Annotated in this window: 20 protein-coding genes and 1 other annotated feature; of the genes, 19 read left to right on the forward strand and 1 reads right to left on the reverse strand. The window is 46.4% G+C overall.

All coding sequences use genetic code 11. The features are described 5' to 3' along the window. Positions 1–41 precede the first annotated feature (41 nt). Positions 42–294: a binding site (T-box leader), on the forward strand. Positions 295–404: 110 nt separating this feature from the next. The 13 genes from ilvB (at position 405) to yihA (ending at position 17,506) form a co-directional block, all read left to right on the forward strand. After that, entirely contained in the window at positions 405–2,129 is a 1,725-nt protein-coding gene (gene ilvB, locus J7E26_RS09535) for an acetolactate synthase large subunit (protein WP_214798064.1), read from the forward strand. Beyond that, positions 2,126–2,644: an acetolactate synthase small subunit gene (ilvN, locus tag J7E26_RS09540; protein ID WP_003152598.1), complete on the forward strand. Its 519-nt coding sequence runs from the start codon at positions 2,126–2,128 to the stop codon at positions 2,642–2,644. Before ilvB ends, ilvN begins: the two co-directional genes overlap by 4 nt. A gap of 22 nt (positions 2,645–2,666) precedes the next feature. Continuing rightward, on the forward strand, positions 2,667–3,695 hold the full coding sequence (gene ilvC / locus J7E26_RS09545; protein ID WP_214798066.1) for a ketol-acid reductoisomerase: 1,029 nt from the start codon (positions 2,667–2,669) through the stop codon (positions 3,693–3,695). Next, positions 3,682–5,238, forward strand: coding sequence for a 2-isopropylmalate synthase (locus tag J7E26_RS09550; protein ID WP_214798068.1), 1,557 nt, complete (start codon positions 3,682–3,684; stop codon positions 5,236–5,238). The genes ilvC and J7E26_RS09550 overlap by 14 nt, the downstream gene beginning before the upstream one ends. 20 nt (positions 5,239–5,258) lie before the next feature. After that, entirely contained in the window at positions 5,259–6,356 is a 1,098-nt protein-coding gene (leuB, locus tag J7E26_RS09555) for a 3-isopropylmalate dehydrogenase (RefSeq protein ID WP_214798070.1), read from the forward strand. A 49-nt stretch (positions 6,357–6,405) separates the two neighbouring features. Next, on the forward strand, positions 6,406–7,824 hold the full coding sequence (gene leuC / locus J7E26_RS09560) for a 3-isopropylmalate dehydratase large subunit (RefSeq protein WP_214798072.1): 1,419 nt from the start codon (positions 6,406–6,408) through the stop codon (positions 7,822–7,824). Between the two features lie 14 nt (positions 7,825–7,838). Continuing rightward, entirely contained in the window at positions 7,839–8,438 is a 600-nt protein-coding gene (leuD, locus tag J7E26_RS09565; RefSeq protein WP_214798074.1) for a 3-isopropylmalate dehydratase small subunit, read from the forward strand. Positions 8,439–8,557: 119 nt separating this feature from the next. Further along, a complete protein-coding gene (ddcA, locus tag J7E26_RS09570) occupies positions 8,558–9,565 on the forward strand; it encodes a tetratricopeptide repeat protein (RefSeq protein ID WP_214798076.1) in 1,008 nt (335 codons plus the stop codon). A gap of 226 nt (positions 9,566–9,791) precedes the next feature. Further along, a complete protein-coding gene (gene tig / locus J7E26_RS09575) occupies positions 9,792–11,066 on the forward strand; it encodes a trigger factor (protein ID WP_214798078.1) in 1,275 nt (424 codons plus the stop codon). A gap of 271 nt (positions 11,067–11,337) precedes the next feature. Then, on the forward strand, positions 11,338–12,600 hold the full coding sequence (gene clpX / locus J7E26_RS09580) for an ATP-dependent protease ATP-binding subunit ClpX (protein ID WP_061522998.1): 1,263 nt from the start codon (positions 11,338–11,340) through the stop codon (positions 12,598–12,600). Positions 12,601–12,748: 148 nt separating this feature from the next. Beyond that, positions 12,749–14,407 (forward strand): ATP-dependent protease LonB, encoded by a 1,659-nt coding sequence (lonB, locus tag J7E26_RS09585; RefSeq protein WP_214798080.1) that lies wholly within the window; start codon positions 12,749–12,751, stop codon positions 14,405–14,407. 190 nt (positions 14,408–14,597) lie between these two features. Beyond that, a complete protein-coding gene (gene lon / locus J7E26_RS09590; RefSeq protein WP_214798082.1) occupies positions 14,598–16,922 on the forward strand; it encodes an endopeptidase La in 2,325 nt (774 codons plus the stop codon). After that, positions 16,919–17,506: a ribosome biogenesis GTP-binding protein YihA/YsxC gene (yihA, locus tag J7E26_RS09595; RefSeq protein WP_214798083.1), complete on the forward strand. Its 588-nt coding sequence runs from the start codon at positions 16,919–16,921 to the stop codon at positions 17,504–17,506. Before lon ends, yihA begins: the two co-directional genes overlap by 4 nt. 33 nt (positions 17,507–17,539) lie before the next feature. Here yihA and J7E26_RS09600 read toward each other — a convergent pair whose 3' ends face one another. Beyond that, entirely contained in the window at positions 17,540–18,031 is a 492-nt protein-coding gene (locus J7E26_RS09600; protein ID WP_214798085.1) for a hypothetical protein, read from the reverse strand. Between the two features lie 184 nt (positions 18,032–18,215). Here J7E26_RS09600 and hemA point away from each other — a divergent pair, with 184 nt between their 5' ends. Genes hemA through hemL form a run of 6 tightly spaced genes read left to right on the forward strand, consistent with a single transcriptional unit; the run spans position 18,216 to position 24,462 of the window. Then, complete coding sequence (gene hemA, locus J7E26_RS09605; protein WP_214798087.1) at positions 18,216–19,583, forward strand: glutamyl-tRNA reductase; 1,368 nt, start codon at positions 18,216–18,218, stop codon at positions 19,581–19,583. A gap of 7 nt (positions 19,584–19,590) precedes the next feature. After that, positions 19,591–20,421: a cytochrome c biogenesis protein gene (locus tag J7E26_RS09610; protein WP_061522992.1), complete on the forward strand. Its 831-nt coding sequence runs from the start codon at positions 19,591–19,593 to the stop codon at positions 20,419–20,421. A gap of 35 nt (positions 20,422–20,456) precedes the next feature. Then, complete coding sequence (gene hemC / locus J7E26_RS09615) at positions 20,457–21,398, forward strand: hydroxymethylbilane synthase (protein ID WP_214798089.1); 942 nt, start codon at positions 20,457–20,459, stop codon at positions 21,396–21,398. Further along, positions 21,388–22,167 (forward strand): uroporphyrinogen-III synthase, encoded by a 780-nt coding sequence (locus J7E26_RS09620; RefSeq protein ID WP_214798091.1) that lies wholly within the window; start codon positions 21,388–21,390, stop codon positions 22,165–22,167. Before hemC ends, J7E26_RS09620 begins: the two co-directional genes overlap by 11 nt. A 2-nt stretch (positions 22,168–22,169) precedes the next feature. After that, a complete protein-coding gene (gene hemB / locus J7E26_RS09625) occupies positions 22,170–23,144 on the forward strand; it encodes a porphobilinogen synthase (RefSeq protein ID WP_214798093.1) in 975 nt (324 codons plus the stop codon). Positions 23,145–23,172: 28 nt separating this feature from the next. Next, entirely contained in the window at positions 23,173–24,462 is a 1,290-nt protein-coding gene (hemL, locus tag J7E26_RS09630; protein ID WP_214798095.1) for a glutamate-1-semialdehyde 2,1-aminomutase, read from the forward strand. Positions 24,463–24,584: the final 122 nt, after the last annotated feature.

Consider the following 24,584-nt stretch of genomic DNA (forward strand, 5'->3'; position numbering starts at 1 on the left):
AAAGGTTGAAGGGTCTTTTCGAGTGAAGAGAGCTGCAATAATAAAAAGCGCAGATGAGGATAAGTAGCTTTGCTGAAGTTTTTCACAGAGAGCCGGGAACGCTGAGAACCGGCAAAACAAATCAAAGTGAACTCGCCTCAGAGTGCCGGTCTGAAATGTAAAGAGTAGGACTCGGCCGAGTGAACTGTTATGTTTACTCGTTATCAAAACGGATAGAAATTATCCATGAGACGGTCAGTAAAAGACCGTAAACAAGGGTGGTACCGCGGAAAGTAAAGCTTTTTCGCCCCTTTTGGCTATCGCATGAAATGCTTGGCTGAATGTGGGTGAGAAGGCTTTTTTGTTTGCGTCAGCTGACGCGGGATTTTGAATTCATTTTAAGACGTTGAAAAGGAGGAAATGAAATGGGAACAAATGTACAGGCGGATGCCTTGTCTGCCGAATGTACAAAGACAATGAACGGGGCATTAATGCTGATTGAGTCTTTAAAGAAAGAAAATGTCGAGATGATTTTCGGGTATCCGGGAGGAGCCGTTCTTCCGATTTACGATAAGCTGTATCACTCAGGAATGGTTCACATTCTCCCCCGCCACGAGCAAGGCGCGATTCATGCGGCTGAAGGCTATGCGAGGGTATCGGGCAAACCCGGAGTCGTTATCGCCACTTCGGGGCCTGGCGCGACAAACTTAGTGACGGGGATTGCGGATGCGATGATTGATTCTCTGCCGCTCGTTGTATTTACCGGGCAGGTGGCCACTTCGGTGATCGGCAGTGACGCCTTTCAAGAAGCTGATATTTTAGGAATTACAATGCCGATTACGAAGCACAGCTATCAGGTTCGCCATCCGGAAGATCTTCCGCGCATCATCAAAGAGGCTTTTCATATTGCGACGACGGGCAGACCGGGTCCTGTATTAATAGATATTCCAAAGGATGTAGCGTCCTTTGAAGGTGAATTCAGATATGATCACAAGGTGAATCTGCCGGGATATCAGCCGGTAAAAGAGCCTAACTACCTGCAGATCCGCAAGCTCGTAGAGGCTGTCAGCAGTGCGAAAAAACCGGTCATTTTAGCCGGTGCGGGCGTTTTGCACGGTAAAGCTTCAGAAGATTTAAAAAATTATGTTGAGCAGCAGCAAATTCCTGTAGCGCATACACTTCTCGGTCTTGGCGGCTTCCCTGCCGACCACCCGCTCTTTTTGGGAATGGCGGGAATGCACGGCACATATACAGCCAATATGGCGCTTTATCACTGTGATCTTCTCATCAGCATCGGCGCACGCTTTGACGATCGCGTTACCGGAAATCTGAAGCATTTCGCAAAGTCTGCCAAAGTGGCTCATATCGATATTGATCCTGCGGAAATCGGGAAAATTATCGAAACGCAAATTCCGGTAGTCGGCGACAGTAAAATCGTTCTTCAGGAATTAATGAAGCAAAACGGAAAACAAGGGCAAACGGATGAATGGAAGCAGCAGCTGACAGAGTGGAAGGAAGAATATCCGCTTTGGTATACAGAGAACAGAGAAGAGGGCTTTAAACCTCAAAAACTGATTGAGTATATTCACCAATTCACAAACGGTGAGGCGATTGTAGTGACAGACGTCGGTCAGCACCAAATGTGGACCGCTCAATTTTATCCTTTCCAAAAAGCCGATAAGTGGGTCACATCAGGAGGCCTCGGCACGATGGGCTTCGGTCTTCCGGCAGCCATCGGAGCGCAGCTGGCCGATAAAAACGCTACGGTTGTCGCTGTCTTAGGGGACGGCGGATTCCAAATGACGCTGCAGGAATTAGATGTCATCAGGCAGCTGAATCTTCCGGTGAAAGTGGTCATCTTAAACAATGAATGTCTGGGTATGGTAAGGCAGTGGCAGGAAATTTTTTACGAAGAGCGCTATTCTGAATCGAAATTCTCAGCGCAGCCTGACTTTGTGAAATTGTCAGAAGCCTACGGCATTAAAGGCATCAGAATTTCGGCAGAAGAGGAAGCGAATGAACAGCTGCGAGAAGCGCTGACATCAAAAGAGCCGGTTGTTATTGACGTTCGGGTCGCAAGGGAGGAAAAAGTATTTCCGATGATTGCGCCCGGCAAAGGACTTCATGAAATGGTGGGGGTGAAACCTTGAAACGCATTATTACATTAACGGTGGTAAACCGCTCCGGGGTTTTAAACCGGATCACCGGCCTGTTTACAAAAAGACACTATAATATCGAAAGCATCACTGTCGGCCACACAGAAACCAGCGGTGTTTCAAGGATTACATTTGTCGTCCATGTGGAAGGCGAAAATGATGTCGAACAGCTGACAAAGCAGCTTAACAAACAAATTGATGTGCTGAAAGTGACTGATATTACAAACCAATCTATCGTACAGCGGGAACTGGCTTTAATTAAAGTCGTTTCAGCCCCGTCGGCAAGGACGGAAATCAATGGAATCATTGAACCGTTCAGAGCCTCCGTCGTTGATGTTTCAAGAGACAGCATCGTCGTACAGGTCACCGGCGAATCTAACAAAATTGAAGCGCTCATTGAGCTCCTCAAGCCTTATGGCATTAAAGAAATCGCGAGAACAGGCACAACGGCTTTTGCGAGGGGAACCCAGCAAAAGGCGTCATCCAATAAAACAATTTCAATTGTATAACACAAACAAGGGAGAGATTAAAATGGTAAAAGTATATTATAACGGTGATATCAAAGAGAACGTATTGGCAGGCAAAAAAGTAGCAATTATCGGTTACGGTTCACAAGGGCATGCACATGCGCTCAACTTAAAAGAAAGCGGAATTGACGTAGTTGTCGGTGTCAGACAAGGAAAATCTTTTACGCAGGCCCAAGAAGACGGACACAAAGTATGCTCAGTAAGAGAAGCGGCTGCACAAGCAGACATCATTATGGTTCTTCTTCCTGACGAACAGCAGCAAAAAGTATATGAAGCTGAAATTAAAGATGAACTGACTGCCGGAAAATCATTGGTCTTCGCGCACGGATTTAACGTTCATTTCCATCAGATCGTACCTCCTGCCGACGTAGACGTATTCCTGGTAGCGCCTAAAGGACCGGGCCATCTTGTCAGAAGAACGTACGAGCAAGGCGCAGGGGTGCCGGCATTGTTTGCCATCTATCAAGATGTATCCGGCGAAGCGAAAGATACCGCTCTTGCTTACGCCAAAGGAATCGGCGGAGCGCGCGCAGGTGTTTTAGAAACAACATTTAAAGAAGAAACAGAAACAGATCTATTCGGTGAGCAGGCTGTTCTTTGCGGAGGATTAACGTCACTTGTCAAAGCAGGTTTTGAAACATTGACAGAAGCCGGCTATCAGCCTGAACTCGCATACTTTGAGTGTCTGCACGAATTGAAACTAATCGTAGACCTGATGTACGAAGAAGGATTGGCGGGCATGAGATACTCAATCTCCGATACGGCTCAGTGGGGAGATTTCGTATCAGGCCCGCGCGTAGTCGATGAGAAAGTAAAAGAATCTATGAAACAAGTATTAACTGACATTCAAAACGGCACATTCGCAAAAGAATGGATCGTAGAAAACCAAGTAAACCGTCCGCGTTTCAACGCGATCAACACTAGTGAAAACGAACATCAAATCGAAGTGGTCGGCAAAAAACTTCGTGAAATGATGCCGTTTGTCAAACAAGGCAAAAAGAAGGAAGCGGTGGTCTCCGTTGCGCAAAATTAATTTTTTCGACACGACGCTTCGTGACGGTGAACAGTCTCCCGGGGTTAACCTGAACGCCCGGGAGAAGCTGACCATAGCCAAGCAGCTTGAAAGACTCGGGGTGGACATTATTGAAGCGGGATTTCCCGCTTCATCCCGAGGAGATTTTTTAGCCGTACAGGAAATCGCAAGAACGATTAAAAATTGTTCCGTAACAGGGCTTGCCCGCTCTGTGAAAGGTGATATCGACGCAGCCTGGGAAGCGCTGAAAGACGGTGTCAGCCCGCGGATTCACGTCTTTATCGCGACCTCTGACATCCACCTGAAGCACAAATTAAAAATGACGCGTGAAGAGGTTGCGGATAAAGCCGTTGAGATGGTGAAGTATGCGAAAGAACGCTTCCCGATTGTCCAATGGTCGGCGGAGGACGCCTGCCGGACCGAGCTTCCATTCTTGGCGGAAATAGTGGAAAAAGTCATTGATGCCGGCGCAAGTGTAATCAACCTGCCTGACACAGTCGGGTACCTGACACCTGCGGAATACGGAAACATCTTTAAATATATGAAAGAAAACGTTCCGAATATCGATCAGGTAAAGCTGTCAGCTCATTGCCACGACGATCTCGGGATGGCGGTGGCTAACTCACTGGCTGCGATTGAAAACGGGGCCGGCCAAATTGAATGCGCCATAAACGGAATCGGTGAAAGAGCCGGAAACGCGGCGCTTGAAGAAATCGCCGTGGCGCTACATGTCAGAAATGATGTTTATCAAGCTGATTCATCTCTCACGCTTCACGAGTTGAAGCGGACGAGTGATCTTGTCAGCAAACTGACGGGTATGGCTGTTCCCCGCAATAAAGCAATCGTCGGAGATAATGCTTTTGCACATGAATCCGGTATTCACCAGGACGGCTTCCTGAAAGAAAAATCAACATATGAAATTATCTCACCTGAGCTTGTCGGCGTAACTGCAGATGCGCTTGTTCTCGGCAAACATTCCGGGCGCCATGCGTTCAAAGACCGCCTGAACATGCTGGGATTCCAGTTTGATGCTGAAGAAATCAACAAATTTTTTACGATGTTTAAAGAGTTGACTGAGAAGAAAAAAGAAATCACTGATGATGATTTGATTTCTCTTATTTTAGAAGAAAAAGTGACAGACAAAAAGGTCGGCTATGAATTTTTGTCTCTGCAAGTGCATTACGGCACTTCACAGGTGCCGACGGCCACTGTTTCTCTGAAAAATCAGGAGAATGAGCAGCTGATTCAAGAAGCCGCAACGGGAGCCGGAAGTGTAGAAGCCGTTTATAATACGCTCGGCCGCTGCATCGATAAAGATATTAAGCTTTTGGACTACCGCATTCAATCTAACCGAAAAGGCGAAGACGCCTTAGCCCAAGTATACGTGAGAGTGACTGTAAACGGAAAGGAATCGTCAGGGCGGGGCATTGCGCAGGATGTTCTGGAGGCCTCTGCGAAAGCCTATCTGAATGCTGTTAACCGGCAATTGGTCTTTGACTGTAATATAGACGGATTAAAGAGACAGACTGCGGTCAGCTCGTAATCGAAAGGAGAACGGTTCATTTGAAGAAACGGATAGCTTTGCTTCCCGGTGACGGGATCGGACCGGAAGTGGCGGAATCAGCCGCAGATGTGCTGAAAAGTGTTGCCGAACAATTCGGACATGAATTTGAATTTGAAAACGGGCTGATTGGAGGAGCAGCGATTGATGCACATCAAAACCCGCTCCCTGAGGAAACGGTTGCCCTTTGTGAAAAATCGGACGCGATCTTACTCGGGGCGGTCGGCGGACCGAAATGGGACCAAAACCCTCCTGAACTCAGACCTGAAAAAGGGCTGCTCGGGATCAGAAAAAAACTCGGCTTGTTTGCAAATTTGCGTCCCGTGACAGTATTTGAAAGCCTTTCTGAAGCATCCCCATTAAAAAAAGAATACATTAATGGCGTCGATTTTGTGATCGTCCGCGAATTGACGGGCGGCCTCTATTTCGGACAGCCGAGCAGACAGTATGTCAATGAAGCGGGAGAGCAGGAAGCAGTCGATACGCTTTTTTATAAAAAGGAAGAAATCGAACGCGTCGTCAGAGAGGCTTTTAAAATGGCAGCCGGCAGAAAAGGAAAGGTGACGTCAGTTGATAAAGCCAACGTACTTTCATCAAGCAGGCTCTGGCGCGAAACAGCAAATGAGATCGCGAAAGAATTTCCTGATGTGACGCTTGAACATATGCTTGTCGATAATGCCGCGATGCAGCTGATCTATGCTCCGAATCAGTTTGATGTAATTGTGACAGAGAATATGTTCGGTGATATTTTGAGCGATGAAGCATCTATGCTTACAGGCTCGCTCGGCATGCTGCCGTCAGCCAGCTTATCAAGCTCAGGGCTTCACTTGTTTGAACCCGTGCATGGCTCGGCGCCTGATATCGCGGGTAAAGGAATGGCCAATCCGTTTGCGGCGATTTTATCGGCGGCGATGCTTTTGAGAACATCATTCGGTCTTGAAGACGAAGCCCGGGCTGTAGAGCAGGCAGTCAGCAAGGTGCTTGCAGACGGCAAGCGGACACGAGATATAGCGAGAGGCGCTGAATATTCCGGCACTCGTGAGATCACTGAAGAAGTAAAAGCGGCATTAGCCTGCGCGCATACAAAATCGATAGTGTGACGGCTTTAAGGAAGCGGTCTTAGTTCATAGGTAGAGGGAGGAAATAAAGATGATGCCTCGAACAATCATCGAAAAGATTTGGGATCGGCATGTAGTAAAAAGCAGTGAAGGAAAACCCGACCTTCTCTATATTGATCTGCACTTAATCCATGAGGTGACATCTCCTCAGGCATTTGAAGGGTTAAGGCAAAAGGGGAGAAAGGTCAGACGGCCGCAAAATACGTTTGCGACGATGGACCACAACATTCCGACGGTCAACCGGTTTGACATTAAAGATGAAGTCGCAAAACGCCAAGTGACAGCGCTTGAACGAAATTGTGAGGAGTTTGGCGTCCGCCTTGCGGATCTGCACAGCGCGGACCAGGGAATCGTCCACGTTGTCGGGCCTGAACTGGGTCTGACACTTCCCGGAAAAACCATCGTTTGCGGAGACAGCCATACATCGACTCACGGTGCATTCGGCGCTCTCGCATTCGGGATCGGCACAAGTGAAGTTGAGCATGTCCTTTCTACTCAGACACTTTGGCAGCAGCGGCCGAAAACGCTTGAGGTCCGCGTTGACGGCACGCTTCAAAAAGGAGTGACCGCAAAGGATGTTATTTTGTCAGTCATCGGCAAATACGGGGTGAGATTCGGTACGGGATATGTGATTGAATACACCGGGGAAGTATTCAGAAACATGTCAATGGATGAGCGCATGACGGTCTGCAACATGTCAATTGAAGCGGGTGCAAGAGCAGGATTGATTGCTCCTGATGATACAACGATCGAATATTGTAAAAACCGCAAATACACGCCTAAAGGCGAAGAGTTTGAAAAAGCAGCGGCAGAATGGAAAGCATTAAGAACTGATCCGGGAGCTGTTTATGATCATTCCATCGTATTGGACGGCAGCGAGATCTCTCCTATGGTGACGTGGGGCATTAACCCCGGCATGGTTCTGCCTGTCGATGCCGAGATTCCGGCGCCTGACAGCATTCAGTCAGAAGATGATCAAAAAGAGGCCATCCGCGCGTACGAGTACATGGGGATTGAACCGAATCAAAAAATTGAAGACATTAAAGTTGAACATGTCTTTATCGGGTCCTGTACAAATTCTCGTATGACAGACCTTCGCCAGGCGGCGGAAATGATCAAAGGACAGAAAGTCGCTGAAAGCGTCAGAGCCATTGTAGTACCCGGCTCTCAAAGCGTCAAGCAGCAGGCTGAGGAAGAAGGGCTTCACCGCGTTTTCCTGGATGCGGGTTTTGAATGGAGAGAATCAGGATGCAGCATGTGTCTGAGCATGAACAATGATGTCGTCCCTGAGGGAGAACGATGCGCCTCCACCTCTAACCGCAACTTCGAAGGAAGACAAGGAAAAGGCGCGAGAACACATCTTGTCAGTCCGGCTATGGCTGCAATGGCCGCTATTCACGGACATTTCGTCGATGTGAGAAAGTTTTATCAAGAAAAAACAGTTGTGTAAGGAGTGCGCTAAAAGTGGAACCTTTAAAAACACATACAGGAAAAGCGGCCGTCTTAAACCGGATTAACGTCGATACGGATCAGATTATTCCGAAACAATTTTTGAAAAGAATTGAAAGAACCGGATACGGGCGCTTCGCGTTCTTTGACTGGAGATACCTTGAAAACGGCGAGCCTAACCCTGAATTCGAATTAAACCAGCCGGCATACGAAGGAGCTTCTATTTTAATTGCCGGAGAGAATTTCGGATGCGGCTCATCCCGGGAACACGCTCCTTGGGCGCTCGACGATTACGGGTTCAAAATTATTATCGCGCCGTCATTTGCTGATATATTCCATCAAAACTGCTTCAAAAACGGTATGCTTCCGATTCGTATGCCGTATGAAAGCTGGAAAGAGCTCGCAGGCCAGTATGAGAATCAGTCACTGGAGATGACGGTCGATCTTGAAAACCAGCTCATTCGCGACAGCGGGGGGCGGGAGATTTCTTTTGACGTCGATCCGCATTGGAAGGAAATGCTTGTTAACGGTTATGACGAAATTTCATTAACGCTTTTGCTGGAGGATGACATTCAGCAATTTGAATCAAAAAGAAGCTCTTGGCTTCAAGCCTGAAAAAAGCTGTCCGACATTTGTTCGGCAGCTTTTTTTGCCTGACATGCCATCCTTTCTTGTGTTTCCTTACGTGTGTTGATACACTTGAACAAAATAAGCGCCTGAAAGGAAATATAGGTATGACGCATGACAAAAGAAAAGCAAATATAATTCCTTTCCCCCGTCTGAAGGAACGTTTGGTGGATAAAGGAATGGCCGCCATGAAGGACAAAAAGTATCAAGAGGCCCTTGAGTTCTTTTCAGAGGCGATGAGCCACGACGATACTGAATCCGACGTGCATTTAGGAATGGCAATTTGTTTTTTGGAGCTTGGGGAATTGGAAGAAGCAAAACAAGTTTGCGAAAAGATGCTGAATGAAGGGTACGGCCATTATTTTACCGTGCTGCAAGTATACATGACCATCTTAATTCAGCTGAAAAAGTATGAAGAAGTCAAAAGCACTATCGAAGCCGTGCTGGAAGAAAACCAGCTGCCTGCCGAAAGCGCGGAGCAATTTTACCGTCTGCTTGAATTCAGCCGGAAAATGACGGACCCTGCCCAGCAGGATGAGGCATGGGCGGAAGAAGAATATGAGGATGTCCTCAATGCGGAAAAAGTGCTGGAAAGCCCCGCTGAGCAAATGAATCTGATTCATTCACTCAAAGACCGCAATATCGCGAAATATACGGGCCTGTTAAAAACGATTCTTCAAGACCCGGGTGCACACCCGCTTATAAAAACGATGATTCTGACTCTCATGGCCGAGCATGACTACAGTAAACCGGTTCATATCACAAAGTTCGGCGATTCGATGACTGCCATTCCGAGTGAGACGGTTCAGCCTGATGCTGCGCCGATTTTACATCGCGTTCTGCGGGTGCTTGATGAAACCCTCGGCAATGAAAATCCTACATTATATGCCGCCGTTGAAGAGCTGTGGAGAAGGCATTTGTATGTGCTGCATCCTTTTCAGCCCAAGCTGCTGAACGCTGATTTATGGGCGGCCGCTCTCCATAAGGTAGGTTATGAGATGCACGGCATTGACATTGAGATGGAAGAACTCCACATGATGTACGAGTTCAGCAGCCGAGAACTGGAGGAAGCATGCACGATGATTAAGGATATTGAAGAAATTTCTTATTTGTAAATCACGCCATATAGTTGAAAGCGATAGGCGTTATGTTATAATATAGTGGTTGTATTTATGTATAGCGGTTTAACTGAAATGAGAAATACGGTTGGACAGGCTGCCAGTTCATTATAAAATGTATACATAATGATTCTGATCAAAGCGGTTTTTTCTTTGACAAAGCCGCGGATTGCTTTAGAATGGAAGACCGACACAACCTGAATAGATTTTTGGAGGGAAACACATGTCTGTAAAATGGGAAAAACAAGAAGGCAACGAAGGCGTTTTAACGGTTGAAGTTGATGCGGAAACGTTCAAAACAGCTCTTGATGATGCATTTAAAAAAGTAGTTAAGCAAGTCTCTATTCCTGGATTCCGTAAAGGGAAAATTCCTCGCGGTTTATTCGAACAGCGTTTCGGCGTTGAAGCTCTTTACCAAGATGCTCTGGATATTTTACTTCCTGTAGAATACCCTAAAGCGATTGAAGAAGCGGGTATCGAGCCTGTAGACCGTCCTGAAATCGATGTGGAAAAAATCGAAAAAGGCGAAAGCTTAATCTTCACTGCGAAAGTGACAGTAAAACCTGAAGTGAAGCTTGGCGATTACAAAGGCTTAGGAATCGAAAAAGATGACACAGCCGTAACTGACGAAGACGTTCAAAACGAACTAAAAGCGCTTCAGGAGCGTCAGGCTGAGCTTGTCGTGAAAGAAGAAGGCGCTGTTGAAAACGGCGACACAGTCGTTCTTGATTTTGAAGGTTTCGTAGACGGAGAAGCATTTGAAGGCGGAAAAGCGGAAAACTACTCACTAGAAGTAGGTTCCGGTTCATTCATCCCTGGCTTCGAAGAGCAGCTTACAGGACTTAAAGCTGGCGCTGAAAAGGATGTTGAAGTAACATTCCCTGAAGAGTACCATGCTGAAGAGCTTGCTGGAAAACCAGCCGTTTTCAAAGTGAAAATTCATGAAATCAAAGCGAAAGAGCTTCCTGAACTTAACGACGAATTCGCAAAAGACATTGACGAAGAAGTTGAAACGCTTGCTGAATTAACGGAGAAAACAAAAAAACGCCTTGAAGAAGCTAAAGAAAACGAAGCTGACGCTAAATTGCGCGAAGAGCTTGTTCTGAAAGCATCTGAAAACGCTGAAGCTGACGTGCCTCAAGCGATGATCGACACTGAGCTTGACCGTATGCTGAAAGAATTCGAACAGCGTCTGCAAATGCAAGGCATGAACCTTGAGCTTTACACTCAATTCTCAGGACAAGACGAAAACGCGTTAAAAGAGCAAATGAAAGAAGATGCTGCGAAACGCGTAAAATCAAACCTGACTCTTGAAGCGATTGCTCAAGCTGAAAATCTTGAAGTAACAGACGAAGAAGTTGAAGCTGAGCTTACTAAAATGGCTGAAGCATACAACATGCCTGTTGAAAACATCAAACAAGCCATCGGCTCAACTGACGCGATGAAAGAAGATTTAAAAGTTCGAAAAGCAATTGATTTTCTTGTAGAAAACCGTTAATATGGTTCATAATAATAGACATAATAAAACAGGGCGCGAGTAATTCGTGCCTTGTTTTGTACAATTATGATATAACTCTTTTTCTTGGGGCAAGATAGTCATTGCCGGGCTGTTTTTTGTCATACATATAGAATGTGCAAGTGCGAAACACATTGTTACCGTCTTATTGGAAAGTATGGTAAAATGCAATACATACTCGATCGTTTCAAGAACCGTTTTCTTTTGCCCTTCAGGTAAAAGAAAAAGTGAGACAAGATTAAGGGGTGAAAGAATGTTTAAATTCAACGAGGAAAAAGGACAATTAAAATGCTCGTTCTGCGGAAAGACTCAAGATCAAGTTCGTAAGCTTGTTGCAGGACCGGGCGTATATATATGCGACGAATGCATCGAGCTCTGCACAGAGATCGTAGAGGAAGAGCTCGGTACTGAAGAAGAAGTCGAATTTAAAGACGTTCCGAAGCCGCAGGAAATCCGTGAGATCCTGAATGAATATGTCATCGGACAGGATCAGGCGAAGAAATCACTTGCGGTTGCGGTCTACAACCATTACAAACGCATCAACTCCAACAGTAAAGTGGATGATGTTGAGCTTTCTAAAAGTAATATTTCATTGATCGGACCGACGGGAAGCGGAAAAACGCTTCTTGCCCAAACGCTTGCGCGTATTTTGAACGTACCGTTTGCAATCGCAGACGCTACATCTTTAACTGAGGCCGGTTATGTGGGTGAGGATGTGGAGAACATTCTCCTGAAACTTATTCAGGCAGCAGACTATGACGTGGAAAAAGCGGAAAAAGGCATCATTTATATCGATGAAATTGATAAAGTGGCGCGAAAATCTGAAAATCCGTCTATTACACGTGACGTATCAGGTGAAGGCGTCCAGCAGGCGCTTCTGAAAATTCTTGAAGGAACAGTTGCGAGCGTACCGCCGCAAGGAGGACGCAAACATCCTCATCAGGAATTCATTCAGATCGACACGACTAACATTTTGTTCATTTGCGGAGGTGCCTTTGACGGCATCGAACAAATTATTAAACGCCGTTTGGGACAAAAAGTGATCGGGTTCGGTTCTGACAATAAAGCAGCCGACTTAGAAAAAGAAGAGCTGCTCTCTAAAGTTTTACCGGAAGATTTACTCCGTTTCGGGCTGATCCCTGAATTTATCGGTCGTCTTCCTGTTATTGCAAGCCTTGAGCAGCTTGACGAAACGGCATTGGTCGAAATTTTGACTAAGCCTAAAAATGCACTCGTCAAACAGTATACAAAAATGTTAGAACTTGATGATGTCGAGCTTGAATTTGAAGAAGAGGCATTGTCTGAAATCGCGAAAAAAGCGATCGAGCGAAAAACAGGCGCCCGCGGCCTGCGTTCTATTATTGAAGGTATCATGCTTGACGTCATGTTTGACCTGCCGTCCCGTGACGACATTGAAAAATGCGTTATTACCGGAGCGACAGTGGCAGACGGAGAAGCACCTCGCCTTGTTTTAAAGGACGGTACTGTAGTCGGCCAAGATAAAACATCAGCGTAACATCATGAAACCTCCTGAATCATTCGATTCAGGAGGTTTTTTTCTTGTTCGGGACCTTCTGAAAATGTTTATTCCGTGCTTCACTGGGCGATACTATCGGCAGAGGAATGAATTGGATACATAAATCGTTTTTTCAGGAGGGACCAGCATGAGTTGGACAGGGATCGCATTATTCGTACAGCTGTTTTTTGGGATTGTCATCGGATTATATTTTTGGAATCTGCTCAAAAATCAACGTACACAAAAAGTGACAATAGATAAAGAATCAAAAAAGGAAATGGAGCAGCTGCGGAAAATGCGGGCAATCAGTTTATCAGAGCCTTTATCAGAAAAAGTGCGCCCGAAAAGCTTTCAGGACATTGTCGGCCAGGAGGACGGAATTAAAGCGTTAAAAGCCGCGCTGTGCGGTCCTAATCCGCAGCACGTCATCGTTTACGGGCCGCCGGGGGTCGGAAAAACGGCTGCTGCCAGGCTGGTGTTAGAAGAGGCGAAAAAACATAAACAGTCGCCATTTCAAGAGCAGGCTGTTTTTGTAGAGCTTGATGCGACAACGGCGCGTTTTGATGAACGGGGAATTGCCGATCCGCTTATCGGCTCCGTGCATGACCCGATTTATCAGGGAGCGGGCGCGATGGGCCAGGCCGGTATTCCGCAGCCGAAGCAAGGGGCTGTGACACATGCGCACGGCGGTGTGCTGTTTATCGATGAAATCGGTGAACTTCATCCCATTCAGATGAACAAAATGCTGAAGGTGCTTGAAGACCGGAAAGTATTTTTAGACAGTGCGTATTACAGTGAGGAAAATACACAAATTCCGAATCATATTCATGACATTTTTCAAAACGGGCTTCCCGCGGATTTTCGCTTGATCGGGGCGACAACGAGAATGCCGAATGAAATCCCGCCGGCCATCCGTTCGCGCTGCCTTGAAGTGTTTTTCCGCGAGCTTGAGAAGGATGAGTTAAAAGCCGTAGCGAAAAAAGCGGCGGACAAAATTCAGAAAGACATTTCTGATGAAGCTCTCAGTGTTTTGACAACGTATACGAGAAACGGCCGTGAAGCCGTCAATATGATTCAGATTGCCGCAGGAATGGCGGTCACTGAGGACAGAAAAGAGATTACAATAGAAGATATTGAGTGGGTCGTCCATTCGAGTCAGCTCACGCCTAAAAATGAGCAGAAAATCGCTGATAAACCGCAAGTCGGAATCGTAAACGGGCTTGCCGTTTACGGACCGAACAGCGGCGCTTTGCTTGAAATCGAAGTGAATGTCACGCCTGCGCAGGACAAAGGCAGCCTGAATATCACGGGAATCGCAGAGGAAGAGAGCATCGGCAGCCAGTCTAAGTCGATCCGCCGTAAAAGCATGGCGAAGGGATCGGTGGAAAATGTTTTAACGGTTCTTCGCACAATGGGGATTAAACCGTCAGACTATGACATTCATGTTAACTTTCCCGGCGGAGGCCCGATTGACGGCCCGTCAGCGGGCATAGCGATGGCCGCGGGGATTTTTTCCGCCATTCATCGCATTCCTATTGATCATACTGTAGCCATGACGGGAGAAATCAGTCTCGCGGGACTTGTAAAACCGATTGGCGGTGTCATACCTAAAATCAAGGCGGCGAAGCAGGCTGGAGCGAAAACGGTTATTATCCCATATGAAAACCAGCAATCGATTTTGAAACGAATTGACGGCATCACCATTAAAGCGGTCAAAACGTTCCAAGAGGTGCTTGACGTCATATTAGTCGATCCGCCTTCAGAACAAAAACCATTTGACATTCAAATTAATAAAGAATCCGTCTAACCCCATTTTACAATGGGGTTTTTTTATGAAGGACATCTTTTCCTTTTTCGAAACAGAAAGAAAGGGTATACTACGAAGAGACTGTTTTATTGCAAGACGCGTAATTCGGTGATTTCCAATCCCGGAATTGTACAACGATGAAAAAGTTGTATTATAATGGTTCATACTAAAGTCACGGAGGTGTCAGTCAATGGCAGAAGATATAAAACGCAGCATCCCGCTCCTCCCTTTAAGAGGTTTATTGGTATATCCGACGATGGTTTTGCATTTAGATGTGGGCCGTGATAAGTCGGTTCAGGCTCTTGAACAGGCAATGATGCATGATCATATGATTTTTTTAGCCACTCAGCAGGATATTTCGATAGATGAACCGGGTGAAGAGGACATTTTCACTGTCGGCACTTATACTAAAATTAAACAGATGCTGAAGCTTCCAAACGGTACGATCCGGGTGTTGGTAGAAGGGATTCAGCGTGCGCAGATTCTTGAATACAATGAGCTCGAAGACTATACTTCGGTGGATATACAGCTGATGCATGAGGACGATTCTAAAGACGTGGAAGACGAAGCGCTGATGCGTACGCTGCTGGACCACTTTGACCAGTACATAAAAATTTCTAAAAAAATCTCCGCTGAAACATACGCGGCTGTGACTGATATTGAAGAGCCTGGCAGGATGGCAGATATCGTCGCTTCCCACCTGCCGCTCAAATTAAAGGACAAGCAGGATATTTTAGAAACGGCTGATATCAAAGAGCGTTTAAATAAGGTCATCCGTTCCATCAATAATGAAAAAGAAGTGCTGGAAATAGAGAAAAAAATCGGTCAGCGCGTTAAACGTTCGATGGAGCGAACACAAAAAGAATATTACTTGCGCGAACAGATGAAAGCCATTCAAAAGGAGCTCGGCGATAAAGAAGGGAAAACGGGAGAGGTTCAGACGCTGTCGGAAAAGATTGAAGAGGCAGGCATGCCCGAACGCGTCAAAGAAACGGCCCTTAAGGAATTAAACCGCTATGAAAAAGTTCCGTCCAGTTCCGCTGAAAGCTCCGTTATCCGCAATTATATTGACTGGCTTATCGCCCTGCCGTGGTCGGATGAAACAGAGGATAAGCTCGATATTAAAAAAGCGGGTGAGATTTTAGACAAGGAGCATCACGGCTTAGAAAAAGTAAAAGAACGGATCCTTGAGTATTTAGCGGTTAAGCAGCTGACGAAAACGCTGAAGGGACCGATTCTTTGTTTGGCAGGACCTCCCGGGGTCGGAAAAACATCATTGGCAAAATCGATCAGTACGAGTATGGGCCGCCGTTTTGTAAGGGTTTCACTTGGCGGTGTCCGTGATGAATCTGAAATCCGCGGTCATCGGAGAACATATGTCGGAGCCATGCCGGGACGCATCATTCAAGGCATGAAAAAAGCCGGCAAACAGAATCCGGTTTTTCTCCTTGATGAAATCGATAAAATGTCTTCTGATTTTAGGGGAGACCCGTCTTCGGCAATGCTTGAAGTACTCGACCCCGAGCAAAACAGCACATTCAGCGATCACTATATTGAAGAGACGTTTGACTTGTCAAAGGTGCTTTTTATCGCTACGGCGAATAACTTAGCCACCATTCCGGGCCCTCTCAGAGACAGAATGGAGATCATCAACATATCCGGCTATACTGAGACTGAAAAGCTGGAAATCGTAAAAGACCACCTGTTCCCGAAACAGATCAAAGAACATGGTCTGACAAAGGGAAACCTGCAGATTCGGGATCAAGCCATTATAGATATCATCCGCTATTATACGAGAGAAGCCGGCGTCAGAACGCTTGAACGCCAGATTGCCGCGATTTGCCGGAAGGCCGCAAAAGCCATTGTCGCTAAAGAAAGAAAACGGATTACCGTCACAGAAAAAAATCTGGCTGACTATATCGGAAAGCGGATTTTCAGGTACGGACAGGCGGAAACGGAAGATCAGGTCGGTGTTGTAACGGGTCTTGCATATACAACAGTCGGCGGTGACACGCTGTCAATTGAAGTCTCATTGTCTCCGGGGAAAGGAAAGCTGATCCTGACCGGGAAGCTCGGTGACGTGATGAGGGAATCTGCGCAGGCTGCGTTCAGTTATGTCCGTTCGAAAGCAGAGGAGCTCGGAATTGACCCGAATTTCCATGAAAAACATGATATTCATATTCACGTCCCTGAAGGAGCGGTGCCAAAAGACGGTCCTTCCGCCGGAATCACAATGGCTACGGCGCTCGTTTCCGCATTAACGGGGCGCCCGGTGTCACGCGAGGTCGGCATGACGGGTGAAATCACATTGCGCGGGCGCGTGCTCCCGATAGGCGGACTGAAAGAAAAGGCGCTTGGCGCGCACAGGGCCGGCCTGACCACTATTATTGCGCCTAAAGATAATGAAAAAGATATAGAGGATATCCCGGAAAGCGTCAGAGATGGGCTGAAGTTTATATTCGTTTCGCATCTTGATGACGTTTTGGAATATTCCTTAGTAGGAGAGAAGAAATGAAAGTCACAAAATCAGAAATCGTGATCAGCGCGGTCAAACCCGAGCAGTACCCTGAAGGGGGACTCCCGGAAATCGCGCTGGCCGGAAGATCAAATGTAGGAAAGTCATCTTTTATCAACTCGTTAATCAATCGGAAAAATCTTGCCAGAACATCGTCGAAGCCGGGGAAAACACAAACCTTAAACTTCTATATCATTAATGATGAATTGCATTTCGTCGATGTTCCGGGCTACGGATTTGCAAAAGTTTCAAAAAGTGAGCGGGAAGCATGGGGAAGAATGATCGAAACCTATATGACAACCCGTGAAGAGCTGAAAGCCTGCGTCCAGATTGTCGATCTCAGGCACGCCCCGTCTGCGGATGACGTGAACATGTATGAATTCTTGAAGTATTACGGAATTCCGGTCATTGTCATCGCGACAAAGGCAGACAAAATTCCAAAAGGGAAATGGGACAAGCACTTAAAGGTCGTCAAGCAAACGCTTGATATGAATCCTGAAGATGAGCTGATTCTATTCTCCTCTGAAACGAAAAAAGGAAAAGAAGAGGCTTGGGGAGCTATTAAAAAAGCGATCAGCCGCTAAATGAAAAACCCAAAACGCGCCGCGTTTTGGGTTTTATCGTATAGTTTTGTTCCGTCTGATAAACAATAGAAAAAGGCTGATTCCGATAAAAACATACGGCCAGTATGTTTTGAAATACTCTGTTGGAATATGTACGGACTCAAGCCAGGCCGTTATTTGTTTAAAGAAGTACAAAAAGAGGGAAAAACAAATCATTGAAACAGCTTCGTATACATATTCTTTTCTGGCTGCTGCAAATAATGAAAATCCGAATACGAAGATCAGCATTTCAAAATCTCCGGGCCACCATGGAACTTCAGGCTTAACGAAAAAGTGTAAACCTATACCGAAGAGAAGCATACCAATAAGGACATGGGGCGGTGCTGCTTCTTTTTTGCCCTGATAGAGCATGGTGAGGCCAAGCAGTATAAGAAGCACCGGCCATTCGTCTTGATTCGGGAACAATTGGACCTGTCCGCTTTGAAGCCATGCGAATACTGACGCGGCAAGCAGAAGCCCTGGAAATAAAATTGATTTTTTTCTCATTCTATCACCTACCCGCTGTAAAGGATTTTTAGTATGATAAATACAGTAGGAAATGAAGCTTTTTATACTATAGCACAACATTTTTGAAATCTGTTCACAATTTCAGAAAGAAACTATGTTATAATCATTATAAATTAGAATGATTATAAATTAACACGAAGTGCTGGGGGTGCATGAAAAAGTTATGCATATACTTGTTGTGGGAGTAGATTATAAATCCGCCCCTATTGAAATACGCGAAAAAATAAGTTTTCAGCCGGATGAGCTTGCAGAAGCGATGCTCCGTTTAAAAGAAGAAAAAAGCGTTTTGGAGAACATTATCGTCTCCACCTGCAACCGCACTGAAATATACGCGGTGGTGGATCAGCTTCATACCGGCCGTTATTATATAAAGACATTTTTATCTGAATGGTTTTCTTTGCCGAAAGAAGAGCTGTCGCCGTTTTTGAAATTCTATGAGAGCGATGCGGCGATTGAGCATTTATTCCGTGTGGCATGCGGTTTGGATTCCATGGTGATCGGAGAAACGCAGATACTCGGCCAGGTCCGTTCCAGCTTTAAAACTGCGCAGAATGAAAAAACAATCGGCACGATCTTTAATGAGTTGTTTAAACAGGCGGTGACCGTAGGCAAACGCACGCACGCTGAAACGGATATCGGCGCAAATGCCGTTTCCGTCAGTTACGCTGCCGTTGAGCTTGCGAAAAAAATCTTCGGTTCTCTGTCCAGCAAGCACATTTTAATTCTCGGTGCGGGAAAAATGGGAGAGCTTGCCGCAGAAAATCTGCACGGCCAGGGGATCGGCAAGGTAACGGTCATCAACAGAACATTCGTAAAAGCAAAAGAGCTTGCGGACCGTTTTTCCGGAGAAGCGCGCAGCTTAAATCAGCTTGAACATGCACTCGCTGAAGCCGATATACTAATCAGCTCAACAGGTGCAAGTGATTTTGTCGTGTCTAAAGATATGATGGAAAAGGCCGGCAGAAAGCGGAAGGGCCGTCCGCTATTCATGGTCGATATCGCCGTGCCGAGGGACCTTGATCCGGCGTTAAACGATCTTGAAGGTGTTTTCCTGTACGATATTGATGACCTTGAAGGAATTGTCGAAGCAAACTTAAAAGAACGCCGTGAAACAGCTGAGAAAGTCGAGCTGTTTATTGAAGCGGCAATTGTTGAGTTTAAGCAATGGCTGAATACGCTCGGCGTCGTGCCGGTCATCTCAGCGCTGCGGGAAAAGGCGCTCGCTATCCAGTCAGATACGATGCAGAGCATCGAACGCAAGCTCCCGCATCTGACTGTGAGAGAGAAAAAGCTGTTAAGCAAACATACGAAAAGCATCATTAATCAAATGCTCCGCGACCCGATTCTGAAAGCGAAAGAGCTTGCGGCCGAGGCTGATTCTGAGGAGAAATTGAAGCTGTTTATGCAGATCTTTGATATTGAAGAAGCGGCCGGGCGCCAGTTGGACAAAAGCCTCGATAACCGCCAGGCGGTTCATTCGTTTCAAAAGGTAGAAACAAAAGCGGGCTTTGGCCGACTTGTAAGTGAGTGAGGGCTGTATGATTGATACAGCAATGGCAAGACTTAATGAAGGCACGATTGTTATCTATGCAGTAAGCGTCCTTTTTTATTTTATAGATTTTCTTCAACACAACCGGAAGGCTGGGAAAATGGCCTTCTGGTTGCTTTCTATTGTCTGGACTCTGCAAACCGTTTATCTTTCCTATTTTATGTGGCAGACGGGCAGATTTCCGGTCTTAAATATTACAGAAGCTCTTTATTTTTATGCGTGGGTGCTTGTCACACTCTCACTTGTTGTCACGCAGATTCTGCGCGTTGACTTTATCGTGTTTTTTACGAACGTAATCGGCTTCTCGATGATAGCGATCCATACGTTTTCACCGACCGATCAGCATTCAGCTGCCTTTTCGGGCCAGCTTGTGTCAGAACTTTTGGTAATCCATATTACCATGGCGATTCTTTCATACGGAGCTTTTTCCCTTTCCTTTGTCTTTTCGCTGCTTTACCAGTTTCAATATTACTTATTAAAGAAGAAAAAATGGGGAAAATGGCTGTTGAGAATTGAAGATTTGTCAAAACTTGATTATATGGCTTACGTTCTGAATGTGATCGGGGTTCCGATGCTGCTGTTAAGCTTGATTTTAGGCGTGATTTGGGCGTATGTGTCGCTGGAAACACTGTATTGGTTTGACTCAAAGGTGCTCGGTTCATTTATTGTGCTGCTTTTATACAGCTACTATCTATATATCAGATTGATTAAGGAACTGCAGGGAAAAGTGGCGGCGCTGTGGAATTCAGCTTGTTTTCTCGTGCTGATGATTAATTACTTCCTGCTCGGAAGCCTGTCGCAATTCCATTGGTTCAGCTAACATCAAGTTCCCAAACAGATTCGGGAGGAAAGAAAATGAGAACGATTAAGGTAGGTTCCAGACGGAGCAAACTGGCAATGACCCAAACAAAATGGGTGATTAACAAACTGAAGGAATTGAATCCTTCCTATACATTTGAGATTAAAGAGATTGTCACTAAAGGCGACCGCATTCTTGATGTCACGCTGTCAAAGGTGGGCGGTAAAGGATTGTTTGTGAAAGAAATCGAACAGGCGCTGTTAAATAAGGAGATTGATATGGCGGTTCACAGTATGAAGGACATGCCCGCTCTTTTGCCTGAGGGCCTTACCATAGGCTGTATACCGAAACGTGAGGATCCGCGTGATGCGCTGATTTCAAAGGGGCATCAAAAGCTGGATGATATCAAAAAAGGCGGAATCATCGGCACGAGCAGCTTAAGAAGAAGCGCACAGCTGCTTGTTGAGCGTCCTGACCTTACAATTAAGTGGATCAGAGGTAATATAGATACGAGACTTCAAAAGCTTGAGACAGAGGACTACGATGCTATTATTTTAGCTGCCGCAGGGCTTTCCAGAATGGGCTGGAAAGATGATGTCGTGACGGAGTTCCTCGAACCGGAACGCTGTCTTCCCGCAGTCGGGCAAGGCGCTCTTGCGATTGAATGCAGGGAGTCGGATGAAGAGCTGCTGAAGCTGTTCTCGAAATTTACCGATGAGTATACAACACGCACTGTATCAGCCGAACGGGCCTTTTTGAATGCAATGGAGGGCGGCTGCCAAGTGCCGATCGCCGGTTATGCGACAATAAATGACCAGGATGAGGTTGAGTTGGTCGGGCTTGTGGCATCTCCTGACGGAAAAACGATTTTTAAAGAAAAAACAGCCGGACACGATCCGGAAGAGATCGGGAAACACTGTGCAGCGATAATGGCGGACAAAGGAGCTAAAGCATTAATCGATCGTGTGAAACAGGAGCTGGATCAGGATGGTGAATGACCTTCCTTTAAAAGGAAAGACCGTGCTTGTCACCCGTAATAAAAAGCAGGCGGCTCCGTTCCGAAAAAAAGTGGAGGCACTCGGCGGAACGGCTGTTTCAGCCTCGCTGATTACTTTTCAGGAAGCGCTCCCCGGCGAATGTGCGGACAGGCTTCGGGAAGACCTTTCTGAGCCGGGCTGGCTTGTCTTCACAAGCGTAAACGGAGTCCGGTTCTTTTTTTCCTATCTTGCCGAGAACGGAGTATCTGCTCCGGACCTGAAAAAGATTGCCGCAGTCGGTGAGAAGACGGCCCGCGCCTTGAAGAAACGCGGAGTCACGGCAGATGTGATGCCTGATGAGTATGTGGCCGAATGTTTGGCCGATACCTTAAAGCAGCACGCGGCTGTAACGGAACCCATTACAGTCATAAAGGGCAATTTATCACGGGATGTCATAAAGACGGAGCTCGAGCCTCTTGGCTATCAGATTAGGGAATGGGTGTTATACAATACCATTCAGGATGAAAAAGGCATGGCTGAGCTGAGACAGGCTGCATCCCGCTCTCATTTTGATTATATTACGTTTACAAGTTCATCAGCTGTGCATACCTTTATGCATGCGGTGGACAAAGAAAAAGTGTGGGAGAATCACGGGACGGCATATATCAGCATCGGCCCTCTGACAGAGAAGGCGCTGCTGGAATACGGAATTTCGTCCCATGTGCCTAAGATATATACGATAGAAGGAATGCTGGACGTCATGTGCAGCATGTCGAGAAAGGAAAGATGATGATGAATCAAACATTTAACAGACACCGCCGTTTGCGCGCGAACGCAACGATGAGAGAATTGGTAAAAGAAACACGTTTGCATCCGTCCGATTTTATTTACCCGCTGTTTGTCGTCGAAGGCCTCGAAGGAAAAAAAGAGGTTCCTTCAATGCCGGGTGTTTATAATGTATCACTCGATTTACTGAAGGACGAAATGGCTGAACTTATATCACTCGGCATTAAATCTGTCATCGTTTTCGGCGTGCCTGAAGAAAAAGACGCCTGCGGAACTCAGGCTTTTCATGATCACGGCATCGTGCAAAAAGGCATAGCGGAAATTAAAAAGCATTATCCTGAGATGATTGTCATCGCTGATACGTGTCTGTGCGAATATACGGATCACGGCCATTGCGGGGTTGTAAAAGACGGAGAAATTTTAAATGACGAATCACTGGAACTGCTGGCGCAGACTGCAGTGAGCCAGGCTAAGGCGGGCGCCGACATCATCGCTCCTTCAAATATGATGGACGGATTTGTCGCGGTTATCAGAGAAGCGCTTGACAAAGAGGGTTTCGCTAATATTCCGATTATGTCTTATGCCGTAAAGTATTCCAGTGAATTTTACGGTCCGTTCCGTGACGCTGCGGACAGCACGCCGCAATTCGGTGACCGGAAAACGTATCAGATGGACCCGTCCAACCGCTTAGAAGCGCTTCGGGAAGCGGAATCTGATGTTGCCGAAGGCGCTGACTTTTTAATCGTCAAACCTTCAATGTCTTACTTAGATATTATGCGGGATGTGAAAAACCGCCATCATCTGCCGCTTGTCGCTTATAATGTGAGCGGAGAGTATTCGATGGTAAAAGCTGCGGCGCAAAACGGCTGGATTAAAGAAAAAGAAATGGTGTTGGAAATTTTAACGAGCATGAAACGCGCAGGTGCTGATTTGATTATGACGTACCATGCGAAAGACGCAGCAAAATGGCTTGCTGAGTAACTATTTCATTTGACGGGAGCTGAGGCAGATGAGAAGCTATGAAAAATCAAAAGCCGCTTTTAAGAAAGCGCAAAAACTGATGCCGGGCGGCGTGAACAGCCCTGTCCGCGCTTTTAAATCAGTTGATATGGACCCGATTTTTATGCAGCGCGGCAAAGGATCGAGAATTTTTGATATTGACGGCAATGAATATATTGATTACGTGCTGAGCTGGGGACCGCTTATTTTAGGACATACAAATGACCGTGTCGTCGAAAGCCTTAAAAAAGTAGCAGAATACGGTACAAGTTTCGGCGCTTCTACAGAAGCAGAAAACGAGCTTGCCAAATTGGTCATTGACCGTGTTCCTTCTATGGAAATCGTACGGATGGTCAGCTCAGGCACAGAAGCGACAATGAGCGCCTTGCGTCTGGCACGGGGATATACCGGCCGAAACAAAATTTTGAAATTCGAAGGCTGTTATCATGGCCACGGCGATTCGCTGCTGATTAAAGCAGGATCTGGCGTTGCGACGCTCGGGCTTCCTGACAGCCCGGGAGTGCCGGAAGGGATCGCAATGAATACGATCACCGTGCCGTACAACGATTTGGAAAGCGTTAAGCTTGCGTTCAAGGAGTTCGGCGAAGATATTGCCGGTGTAATCGTTGAGCCAGTGGCCGGAAACATGGGTGTTGTTCCCCCGCAGGAAGGATTTTTACAAGGCCTGCGAGACATTACAGAACAAAACGGCACACTGTTAATCTTTGATGAGGTCATGACCGGTTTCCGTGTTGACTATAACTGCGCTCAAGGATATTTCGGCGTGACGCCTGACTTAACATGCCTCGGCAAAGTAATCGGGGGCGGCCTTCCAGTCGGTGCGTACGGCGGTAAAGCAGAAATTATGGAGAGAATCGCTCCGAGCGGCCCGATCTATCAGGCCGGAACGTTATCAGGAAATCCGCTTGCGATGACGGCGGGCCTTGAGACGTTGAAGCAGCTTACGCCTGATTCATATAAAGAGTTCGTGAAAAAAGGCGATCTGCTTGAAGAAGGCATTTCAAAAGCTGCTGAAGCAAACGGCATTCCGCATACCTTTAACCGTGCGGGTTCAATGATCGGCTTCTTTTTCACAAACGAACCTGTTATTAACTATGAAGCAGCCAAATCATCCGATTTGCAGCTGTTCGCTAAGTATTATAAAGGGATGGCAAACGAAGGCGTATTCCTTCCGCCATCTCAATTTGAAGGATTATTCCTCTCCACTGCACATACAATGGAGGATATTGAACAAACCATTCGAGCGGCTGAAAAAGTATTTTCAAGCATCAGCCGTTAATCTCCAAAAGCCGATGCAAGCCTGCCTTGTATCGGCTTTTTTTCAATAACCCCCTTATCATATTTCCACGGTCTGCGGCATACACCTTTAGTGACATCTAATTTTAAGGATTAGATGAAAGG

Origin of the sequence: Bacillus sp. ISL-51, assembly GCF_018613535.1 — a bacterium.
Lineage (GTDB): Bacteria > Bacillota > Bacilli > Bacillales > Bacillaceae > Bacillus.